Source organism: Cupriavidus sp. SK-3 (genome assembly GCF_000611145.1).
Classification (GTDB): domain Bacteria; phylum Pseudomonadota; class Gammaproteobacteria; order Burkholderiales; family Burkholderiaceae; genus Cupriavidus.
Genome location: NZ_JFJV02000220.1, coordinates 1 through 9,446, shown reverse-complemented (window position 1 = coordinate 9,446; position 9,446 = coordinate 1). Strand labels below are relative to the sequence as shown.

General features: G+C 65.5%; 9 protein-coding genes. 4 read left to right on the top strand and 5 right to left on the bottom strand.

Annotation, left to right across the window (positions count from 1 at the left end; translation table 11 throughout):
- The first annotated feature begins 31 nt into the window (after positions 1-31).
- On the top strand, positions 32-838 hold the full coding sequence (locus tag CF70_RS22335) for an EamA family transporter (RefSeq protein ID WP_051648782.1): 807 nt from the start codon (positions 32-34) through the stop codon (positions 836-838).
- Here the strand turns inward: CF70_RS22335 and CF70_RS22330 are convergent.
- Positions 816-2,129, bottom strand: a complete 1,314-nt coding sequence (locus CF70_RS22330; RefSeq protein ID WP_035869833.1) for an MFS transporter — start codon at positions 2,127-2,129, stop codon at positions 816-818. The genes CF70_RS22335 and CF70_RS22330 overlap by 23 nt on opposite strands.
- A gap of 103 nt (positions 2,130-2,232) precedes the next feature.
- Positions 2,233-3,867, bottom strand: a complete 1,635-nt coding sequence (locus CF70_RS22325) for a GMC family oxidoreductase (protein ID WP_035869830.1) — start codon at positions 3,865-3,867, stop codon at positions 2,233-2,235.
- Between the two features lie 143 nt (positions 3,868-4,010).
- Here CF70_RS22325 and CF70_RS22320 point away from each other — a divergent pair, with 143 nt between their 5' ends.
- Positions 4,011-4,859 (top strand): IclR family transcriptional regulator, encoded by an 849-nt coding sequence (locus CF70_RS22320; protein WP_035869827.1) that lies wholly within the window; start codon positions 4,011-4,013, stop codon positions 4,857-4,859.
- Between the two features lie 284 nt (positions 4,860-5,143).
- Positions 5,144-5,872 (top strand): IclR family transcriptional regulator, encoded by a 729-nt coding sequence (locus tag CF70_RS22315; RefSeq protein ID WP_035869836.1) that lies wholly within the window; start codon positions 5,144-5,146, stop codon positions 5,870-5,872.
- 80 nt (positions 5,873-5,952) lie between these two features.
- On the opposite strand, the gene CF70_RS22310 is transcribed toward CF70_RS22315, so the two are convergent.
- The 3 genes from CF70_RS22310 to tauA form a co-directional block, all read right to left on the bottom strand.
- A complete protein-coding gene (locus CF70_RS22310) occupies positions 5,953-6,828 on the bottom strand; it encodes an ABC transporter permease subunit (protein WP_035869824.1) in 876 nt (291 codons plus the stop codon).
- 10 nt (positions 6,829-6,838) lie between these two features.
- Positions 6,839-7,615 carry a taurine ABC transporter ATP-binding protein gene (locus CF70_RS22305; protein ID WP_035869823.1) on the bottom strand — a complete coding sequence of 259 codons (777 nt, stop codon included), beginning with the start codon at positions 7,613-7,615 and terminating at the stop codon, positions 6,839-6,841.
- A gap of 73 nt (positions 7,616-7,688) precedes the next feature.
- Positions 7,689-8,702 (bottom strand): taurine ABC transporter substrate-binding protein, encoded by a 1,014-nt coding sequence (gene tauA, locus CF70_RS22300; protein WP_035869822.1) that lies wholly within the window; start codon positions 8,700-8,702, stop codon positions 7,689-7,691.
- 485 nt (positions 8,703-9,187) lie between these two features.
- Between tauA and CF70_RS22295 the strand changes: the two genes are divergently transcribed.
- Positions 9,188-9,446, top strand: a 259-nt coding sequence (locus tag CF70_RS22295; RefSeq protein WP_035869821.1) for a thiamine pyrophosphate-binding protein, incomplete at its 3' end; no start/stop codon positions are given.

Here is a 9,446-nt window from a genome sequence, read left to right as displayed (position 1 = left end):
CGACTCCCCCGCCACCCCCTTCCTAGCCGTCATGCTCTCAGCCATCATGCACGCCTCCTGGAACGCCATCGTCAAAATCGGCGGCGACCGGCTATCATCGATGGCGCTGATCGACAGCTTCTGCTTCCTGGTGGCATTGCCAATGGTATTCCTGGTACCGCTACCAGCCCCCCAGGTATGGCCCTTCCTCCTCGCCACCGTCACACTCGAAGTCGGCTACAAACTATCGCTGGTCGCCGCCTATAACCGCGGCGACTTCAGCCAGGCCTACCCCCTGATGCGCGGCTCCGCCCCGTTGATGGTCGCCATGATCCTCCTGCTGACCGGCGCCGAGCGGCTCGGCCCCGGCGGCTATGCCGGCATCGCCCTGATCTGCATCGGCCTGGTCAGCCTGGTACGCTGGCGCAGCCAGTCCCCCGACCTGATGGCCTTCGCGCTGCTGGCGGGCGCCTGCCTGGCCGGCGGCACCGTGATCGACGGCACCGCGGTCAAGCGATATGGAGACGTCTTCTCCTATATCGCCTGGCTGCAGTTGCTGTCGCATATCTTCATGCCCGGCTTTGCCTTCAGCCAGCGCGGGCGAACGCTGCTGACCCTGTTCCGCCAGGAATGGAAACGCGCCTGGATCGGCGGCATCAACCGCGTGGGTTCCTACGCGCTGATGCTCTGGGCCATGACGATGGCGCCAGTGACCAAGCTGGCGGCGCTGCGCGAATCCAGCGTGGTCTTTGCGGCGCTGCTCGGGCATTTCCTGCTGCGCGAGCCGTTCGACAAGCGCCGCCTGGTAGCGACAGCGCTGGTGGTGGCGGGCATCGTCACGCTGCAGTTGGCGCGCTGATCGTGGACACCCGGCGCATCTGCCGCCCGATCAACGCGGCGCACAGGGCCGACACCACACCGGCGAAGACCACATAGGCGCAGATCTGCCACGGCGCTCCGCCGCCGCTCTTGAGCAAGGCGGTGGCAACGATGGGTGTGATGCCGGAGGCAAAGATGCCCGAGAACTGGTACACGAAGGAGATGCCGGTGTAGCGCACCCTGGCGTCGAACAGCTCGCAGAACAGAGCGGCCTCCGGCCCGTACACGGCCGCGTAGAAGATACCGAAGGGCACCACGATGGCCAGCCAGAGCAGCATCACGTTCTGCCCACCGTTGAGCATCAGCCAGAAGGCCGGGAACGACGAGAAGGCGGTGATCAGCGAGCCCCAGAAGTAGACACGCGTGCGCCCGATGCGATCCGACAGGCCGCCGAAGAACGGGATGAAGAAACACATCACCACCGCGGACGCCATCACGCCGACCAGGGCCTGGGTACGCGAGATGTTGATGGTCTGCGTCAGGTAGGTGATCGAGAATACGCCGAAGATATTGAAGAACACGCCGTCGATATACCGCGCGCCCATGCCCTTGAGGATATTGCCCGGATAACGCCGCATCATGTCGACGAAAGGAATCTGCGTCTCGGCGTTCTGCCGCTTGACCGCGGCGAACTCCGGCGTTTCCTTGACGTTCAGGCGGATATACATGCCGACGAAGACCATTGCCGCCGAGACGATAAAGGCGACACGCCAGCCCCAGGCGAGGAACTGGGCGTCGGTCAGCAGCAGCGAAAGCAAGGCGACCACGCCCGATGCCAGGCACAAGCCGATCGCCAGGCCGATCTGTGGCAGGGAGGCGTAGAAGCCCTTGCGGTGCGCCGGCGCATACTCATAGGCCATCAGCACCGCCCCGCCCCATTCCCCGCCCAGCCCGATCCCCTGGAAGACGCGCAGCAGCAACAGCAGCACGGGTGCCCACAAGCCGATGCTGTCGTAGGTCGGCACGAGCCCGATCAGGAACGTGGACACACCCATGATCATCAGCGTCATCACCAGCATGCTCTTGCGGCCGATGCGGTCGCCGAAGTGGCCGAAGATCACGCCGCCAAGCGGCCGCGTCAGGAACCCGACCGCGAAGGTCGTGTAGGCCAGCATGGTTGCCACCAGCGGATCGCCGGCCGGGAAGTACAGCTTGTTGAACACAATGCCGGCGACCACGCCATAGAGGAAAAAGTCATACCACTCGATGGTGGCGCCGATCACCGACGCCATCACGACCTTGCGAATCGCCTTTTCATTGGGGCTTGCCATCTTTGTCTCCTCACACAGGTAAGCGGCGCCCGCTGGAATGATGTGATTGTTGAGCGCCGGGGCTTGCAGAAAAACAGCGGGACCTTCCTCCTTTACCGGGGCATCATGCCGCCGCGCCGACCGGTACCTCCCGCCGCGCGTCTTCCAGGATGAAATCGGCGGCGCGTTCGGCCACCATCACCACCGGGACATTGGTGTTACCCGACACCAGCGTCGGCATGATCGAGCAATCCACCACGCGCAGGCCCGCCACGCCATGCACGCGCAGGCGGGCATCGACCACCGCCAGCGCGTCGCGGGCGGGCCCCATGCGGGCCGTGCCGGACGGATGGAAGATGGTGGCGCCGTACTGGCGGCAAAAATGCAGGATCTCGTCGTCCGAGCGCACCGCATCGCCGGGCCGGAACTCGCGCTTCATCAGCCCGCGCATGGGTTCGGCCTGGGCCACGCTGCGCGCGAACTTCACCGCCGCCACCGCGCTGCGCTGGTCCAGTTCGGTCGAGAGATAGTTCGGCTGCATGGACGGCGGCTCGAAGGGATCGGTCGACCTGATGCGCACCGATCCCCGCGATTCCGGCCGCAGCTGGCAAACCGAATACGTGCAGCCGGAGAACGGGTGGACATTGCCGCCCGCCATATCCGCGGACAACGTGGAGAAATGGAACTGCGTATCCGGCGTAGCGCTTTCGTCCGGCAGGGCACGGCAGAACATGGCGCCCTGGTTGATGCCGATCGCCAGCGGCCCCTTGCGGAACAGCAGCCATTCCAGCCCCATGCGCGCCTTGCCGGACAAGGTGCGCAACTGGTCGTTGGTGGTGATCGGCTTGGAGACTTCGTAGATAAGGCGGACCTGGAGGTGATCCTGCAGGTTTTCCCCGACACCGGGCAAGGCGTGCACCACCTGCACCCCCAGCGATTGCAGCAGCGGCGCAGGGCCCACACCCGACAGTTGCAGCAGCTGCGGCGATTGCAGCGCGCCGGCGCAGAGCAGCACCTCGCGCCGCGCCAGCACGGTGCATGACCTGCCGCCTTGCATGTAGCGCACGCCGATGGCGCGCCGCCCCTCGAACAGGATCGCGGTGGCATGCGCGTCGGTCTCGATGCGCAGGTTCGGCCGCCCCCGCGCCGGGCGCAGGTAGGCGACCGCCGTGGAACAGCGCCAGCCCTTGCGCGTGGTCAGCTGATAGTAGCCGGCGCCTTCCTGCTCGCCGGTGTTGAAGTCCTCGCGGTAAGGCACGCCCAGCCGCTGGCCTGCCTCGATGAAGGCATCCACCAGCGGATGGCGGCTGTCGATGGAAGTGGCATTGAGCGGCCCGGCCGTGCCGTGGGTGGGCCCTTCGCCGAGGTCGTTGTTCTCCAGCTTGCGGAAGTAAGGCAGGCATTCATCCCAGCCCCACCCGGGATTGCCCAGCGCGGCCCAGTGATCGTAGTCCTGCCGCTGGCCGCGCACGTAGATCAGGCCGTTGATGGCGCTGCATCCTCCCAGGGTGCGCCCGCGCGGCCAGTAGATGCGGCGGTCGAGCATATTGGGATCGGGGTCGGTATAGAAGCCCCAGTTGACCGTCTTGTGGAACATGGTCTTGCCGTAGCCGATGGGGATGTGAATCCACGGATAGCGGTCGGGAGGACCGGCCTCCAGCAGGCAGACCGCATGCCGGCCGTTTTCGCTCAGGCGATTGGCCAGTACGCAACCGGCCGAACCGGCTCCCACCACGATGTAATCAACGGTTTGCGACATCGTCGCTGTCTCCTTGTTATCTGCCGCCAGGGCCGGACATGCCCTTTGCCGCTGATGGCGGCGCCCTTATACTGAAACGAATTGTTCCGATCTTATGAACGAGAACACAGAATAAGAAGGCAAATTGTGAGGAGACACAGAATATGAAACAGAATGTGCAATTTTCGTTTCAAAATCGCAGCGCAGCAGAGAGCACGAAGCCAGCCGCCGACGACGAGGACCGCAGCCTGCGGGCGCTGACGGTGCTGGAATGCCTCGCGCGCGCCCAGCATCCGCAGACCCTGGCCCAGCTGGCGCAGCGCCAGCGCATGCCCAAGACCACGCTGATGCGCCTGCTGCGCGCCATGGAGAACGCCGGCTTTGTCGTGCAGATGCCCGCGGAGCGCGGCTTCATGCCCGGCCCCAGGGCAGCCGCGATTGCGATGCAGACACTAAAGGGGCCGCCAATGCTGCGCGAATGCCGCGCCATTCTTGGCCGGCTGGTTGCCAGCCTTGGCGAGACCTGCAACCTGACCGCGATGGACGGCGACCATGTGCTCTATGTGGAACGGGTGGAGACGGATGAGCCCCTGCGCCTGCAACTCTCACCGGGCATTCGCGTGCCCCTTCACTGCACGGCGAGCGGCAAGCTGTTCCTGGCGGCCATGTCGCGCGCGGAGCGGCAGCAGACGTTGCGGCGCCTGGAAATCCGCGGCTATACGCCGCGCACCCTGACCGACATCGGCGCGCTCGACACGGAACTGGACCGCCTCGGCGCCCAGGGTATCGGCGTGGATAACGAAGAGTTCGTCCGCGGCATGACGGCGGTGGCGGTACCCGTGCGCGCCGGCGGCGGCACGGCTGACAGCGCCGCCCCGGATGGCCCCGTGATAGCGGCTATCGCCTGTCACGCGCCCACGGCCCGGGTATCGCTGGAGGCGCTGGTGCGGGCGGTGCCGACGTTGCGCGAGGCCGCGCGCGGCATGGCAAAAGTACTTTGCGACGAACGCTAGGCCCTTGCCGGCCCCCGATGGGGGCGGCAAACGCGCTGGCTGATGCTGCCCACAAGCGAAGGTCTGAAGTGGAATACAATCAATCTGTCTCGTTTTCCGGAACGGAGTCCGAATTGAAATCGGCAACAGTAGCGACACAAAGAAAAGCGCCCTCCGAGGCACTCAAGGAAAAATCCACCAAATCCGCGCGCGCGGCGGCGCCCTTGCGGCTGGAAGAACCGGCCGCCACGGCACCGGTCCCGAACGCCGCAGCCGACGCGGCGGCGGACCGCGACACGCCCACGCTGCGCGCCTTCGCGCTGCTGGAATTCCTGGTGGCAGCCGACCGGCCCTTGTCGCTGGCGGAAATCATGCAGGGTTTCGAAGCACCCAAGGCCTCGCTGCACCGCATGCTTGGCGCGCTGGAAGCGGGCGGGCTGGTGATCCGCGAGCCCGGTGCGCGCAATGCCTACGCGGTCGGGCCGCGCCTGTCCCGGCTGGGCGTGGCCATCGTCACGCATTCGGGCACGCGCCAGTTGCGCCATGCCATCCTGGCACGGCTGGTGGCCGATATCGGCGAAACGGTCAACCTGACCATGCTGCACGAAACCTCGGTGCTGTACCTGGACCGCATGGAAGCGCCGTGGCCGCTGCGGCTGGACCTGAAACCGGGATCGCGCGTGCCGCTGCACTGCTCGGCCAGCGGCAAGCTGCTGCTGTCGCTGCTGCCGCGCGAGCAGCGCGCCGCGCTGGTACGGCAGCTGCCGCTGGAGCGCTTTACGCCCAATACCATCACCGATGTGGAACTGCTCGAAGCCGAGCTGGACCGCAGCGCGCACAAGCAGCTTGGCGTGGACAACGAGGAATTCGTGGCGGGGATTTCCTGCGTGGCGGTGCCGGTGCGCGACGAGCGCGGGCAGGTGGTGGCGGCGCTGGCGGTGCATGCGCCCACGGCACGCTCGCCGCTGTCGCGCTCGCTGGAGTTCGTGCCGCGCCTGCAGGAAACGGCCAGGGAACTGGCCGCCACGTTTTAGGCGGGGAAACGGGAAAACGGGCGGCGGTTGCCGCCGCCCGGCACAACACAGCACTGCCTAGCACTGCACAGGCTTTGGCTTTACATCCTCCCCTTCCAGGGCACCAGCCACTTCTCCATCTTGCGCATCAGCAGGTCGAAGGTATAGGCGATCAGGCCGATCAGCCCGATGCCCATGATCACCACATCCGTGCGCAGGAAGTTCGACGCGTTGAGCACCATCTGGCCGAGGCCCGACGTGGCGGCCACCATCTCGGCGGCAACCAGCGTGGTCCAGCCGAAACCGATGGCGATGCGCATGCCGGTCAGGATGTCCGGCAGCGCAGCGGGGATCACCACATGGCGGATCACCTGCCACCGGTTGGCCCCCATCGAGTACGCGGCATTGATCTGCTCGATAGTGACCGAGCGCACGCCCGCCTGCGCCGACATCGCCAGCGGCGCGAAGCAGGCCAGGAAGATCAGCAGGATCTTCGACGTTTCATCGATGCCGAACCAGATCACGATCAGCGGCAGGTACGCCAGCGGCGGCAGCGGCCGGTAGAACTCGATGGGCGGATCGAACACGCCGCGCGCGATGCGCGACACGCCCATCATCACGCCGATCGGCACCGCCGTGACCGTGGCCAGCGCGAAGGCGCCGAACACGCGCACCATGCTGGCGCGGAAATGCTCGGTCAGCGGCAGGCCGCCTTGCACATTGCCGTTCCAGGCATCGATAAACGCATTGATGATGGATTCCGGCGTGGGCAGGAACAGTGGCGGCAGCCAGCGCAGGTGGCTGGCGATCCACCACAGCGCCAGCAGCGAAACCACGGTGATGGTGGAGATGCGCGAGCTTGAGCCTTCGCCTGGCAGGCGGTAGCCGGAGACGGCCTTCATGCGGCGCGCGGCCGGCCTGGCGGGCATGGCGCCCGCACCGGGAGGGGGTTCGAGTCGTTGGGCGGTAGCAGTCATGTCGGACTCCTCAGGGCGTGGCATGGATCAGGTCGACGATTTCTTCGCGATACCGGATGAACTCGGGATCGGACTTGACCTCGCGGGCATCGCCGCAGGCAATGAAGCGCCGCGCGAAGGGCAGCTCGTAGGTATGCGCGATGCGTCCCGGCGAAGGCGTCATCACGATCAGGCGGGTGGCCAGGAACAACGCTTCCTCCACGCTGTGGGTGATGAAGAACACGATTTTCTGTTCCGCCGCCCACAGCTTCAGGATCAGCGCCTGGATGGTTTCGCGCGTGAGCGCATCCAGCGCGCCAAGCGGTTCGTCCATCAGCATCACAGCCGGATCATTGGCCAGCGTGCGGGCAATGCCCACGCGCTGCTGCATGCCGCCGGAGAGCTGGTAGACGGGCTTGGCCGCCACCTTCTCCAGGCCGACCAGCGCCAGCTCTTCCTGCGCGATGCGCAGGCGCTCGGCGCGCGGCACGCCGCGCAGCCGCAGGCCCAGCGCCACGTTGTCCAGCACATTGAGCCAGGGCATCAATGCATGCTTCTGGAACACCACGCCACGCTCGGCCCCAGGACCGTGCACGGTTTTTCCGTCGAGGCGGATCTCGCCTTCCGAGGGTTGCATGAAGCCGGCAATGCACGACAGCAAGGTCGTCTTGCCGCACCCGGAGGCGCCCAGCGCGACGACGAAATCGCCGCGCTCCATAGTGAGATTGACTTGCGACAGGGCCAGCGTTTCGGCGCCGCCACGGCCGCCGTAGTTAACGCTCAGGTTGTCGATTTCGAGTTTGGCCATAGCTGCAAACTTCCGGAAAAGGTCATTCAAGGCCGCGTAGCGGACATCGCCCGCTACGCGGCGCACAAGACAGTCAGGCCGGCGTCTTGGTTGCCAGAGCCCGCTTCACCCACTCCGCATTGACGCCCGTACCGTAGTCCGGCAGCACCGTCTGGATGGTGCCCTGCTCCTTCAGGAACTGCGCCGCCGATTGCAGCGCCTTGGCCGCGCCGCCGCCCAGCCAGCGGGGCGAGGCTTGCTCCTCCAGCGTGGGGAATCCATATAGCGCCATGCTGGCCGGCACGGCTTCGGCCTTGGCGCCGGAGACCTTGGCAACCGCCTTCACCATGGGCGATTCCGCGGTCCATGCGGCCTTGTCCTGGCGATACTTGTCATCCGCCGCGGCCAGGATCTTGACGAACTTGACCATGAACTCGGGGTTCTCGCGCGCGAACTTCTTGTTGGCGATCATGCCGTCGAAGGTCGCCTTGCCGGTTTCGGCGGCGATCTTGCCGGAGGTCACCAGCACCTTGCCCGATTGCTTGAGCTTGGCCAGCACCGGATCCCAGATAAAGGTGGCGTCGATGTCGCCGCGCTCCCAAGCCGCGGCCACTTCGGGCGGCCGCATGTTCATGATCTTGACGTCCTTGGGATTGATCTTGGCCTGCTCCAGCGCCACCAGCGTGTGGTAGTGCGTGGTGGAGACAAAGGGCACGCCTACCCGCTTGCCCTTGAGGTCGGCCACGCTGTTGATATTGCTGCCGTTGCGCGCCACCATCGCCTCGGCCGCATTGATGTCGTCGAGGATCCAGAAGAGTTCCACGTCCAGCCCCTGCGACAGCGCCGAGGCAATCGGCGAGGTGCCGGCTTCGCCGATCGCGATCTGGCCCGAAGCCATCGCGCGGATCACGTCGCCGCCGCCGCCGAACTGGCGGAACGAGACCTTGTAGCCGGTCTGCTTCTCGACTTCCTTCATGTCCTGCGCGTAGCGCCACGGCACCACCATGTCCTGGTAGGCGATGACGACTTCTTTGGTCTGCGCGTAGGCGCCCGGGGCGACGACCGCCGCCATGACCACGCTTGCTGCAAGCTGCTTGATCCAACGCATGATGAACCTCCTCAAGATTGACTGTGTGGTGTGCTGTGGCGGAGATCGCCGGCACGGGAAGCCTGGCACCAGGGCGGTGCCTGCTCGAGGAGGAAGAGGTGATGAGCATGAAGCATGCCAATGTCTCCGTCTGGTTGGGACGTCTTTGCGTCCTCTCGTTTTGGCGGCGCTCTTCTCTGCGGAGAGTCAGCCCGGCGCGCACCGGGCGCTGTTGAAGCAAGCCCTGAGCGCGGTGTAGCCCTATGGTAGAAAGCCGGCCCTCGCCGGGTTAGAGCCAGCGGGGACCAACTGTGGGTCCACACGGCCCACCAGGTAGATCTTGCTGCACTTTAAAGGGTATTTACTACCGTTTTTAGGTACATGGCATTCCGTTTATCAAATTCTTCTATTGACCATCTCGCGCTCACATCCTACATTTCGACTCACGAACACTTTTCGGAACATTTGGTTCCGTTTTGAGATCGATAGACCGGAGACACGACACCATGAGCGAACACTTGCCCGAATCCCTCAAGACCCAACCCGCCGACGGCGCCGCCGCCACCGGCCCGCAGGCCATGACCCCCTCGGAAGCCTTCGTCGAGACCCTTGCCGCCAACGGCGTGACCGACATGTTCGGCATCATGGGGTCGGCCTTCATGGACGCCATGGACATCTTCGCCCCCGCCGGCATCCGCCTCATCCCCGTCGTGCACGAGCAGGGCGCCGGCCACATGGCCGACGGCTATGCCCGCGTCTCCGGCC

What these genes read in the sequence shown, in the direction of transcription:
- CF70_RS22330 (WP_035869833.1), bottom strand. Translation starts at nt 2,129, where the DNA reads ATGGCAAGCCCCAATGAAAAGGCGATTCGCAAGGTCGTGATGGCGTCG.
- CF70_RS22320 (WP_035869827.1), top strand. Translation starts at nt 4,011, where the DNA reads ATGAAACAGAATGTGCAATTTTCGTTTCAAAATCGCAGCGCAGCAGAG.
- CF70_RS22335 (WP_051648782.1), top strand. Translation starts at nt 32, where the DNA reads ATGCTCTCAGCCATCATGCACGCCTCCTGGAACGCCATCGTCAAAATC.
- CF70_RS22325 (WP_035869830.1), bottom strand. Translation starts at nt 3,867, where the DNA reads ATGTCGCAAACCGTTGATTACATCGTGGTGGGAGCCGGTTCGGCCGGT.
- CF70_RS22310 (WP_035869824.1), bottom strand. Translation starts at nt 6,828, where the DNA reads ATGACTGCTACCGCCCAACGACTCGAACCCCCTCCCGGTGCGGGCGCC.
- tauA (WP_035869822.1), bottom strand. Translation starts at nt 8,702, where the DNA reads ATGCGTTGGATCAAGCAGCTTGCAGCAAGCGTGGTCATGGCGGCGGTC.
- CF70_RS22305 (WP_035869823.1), bottom strand. Translation starts at nt 7,615, where the DNA reads ATGGCCAAACTCGAAATCGACAACCTGAGCGTTAACTACGGCGGCCGT.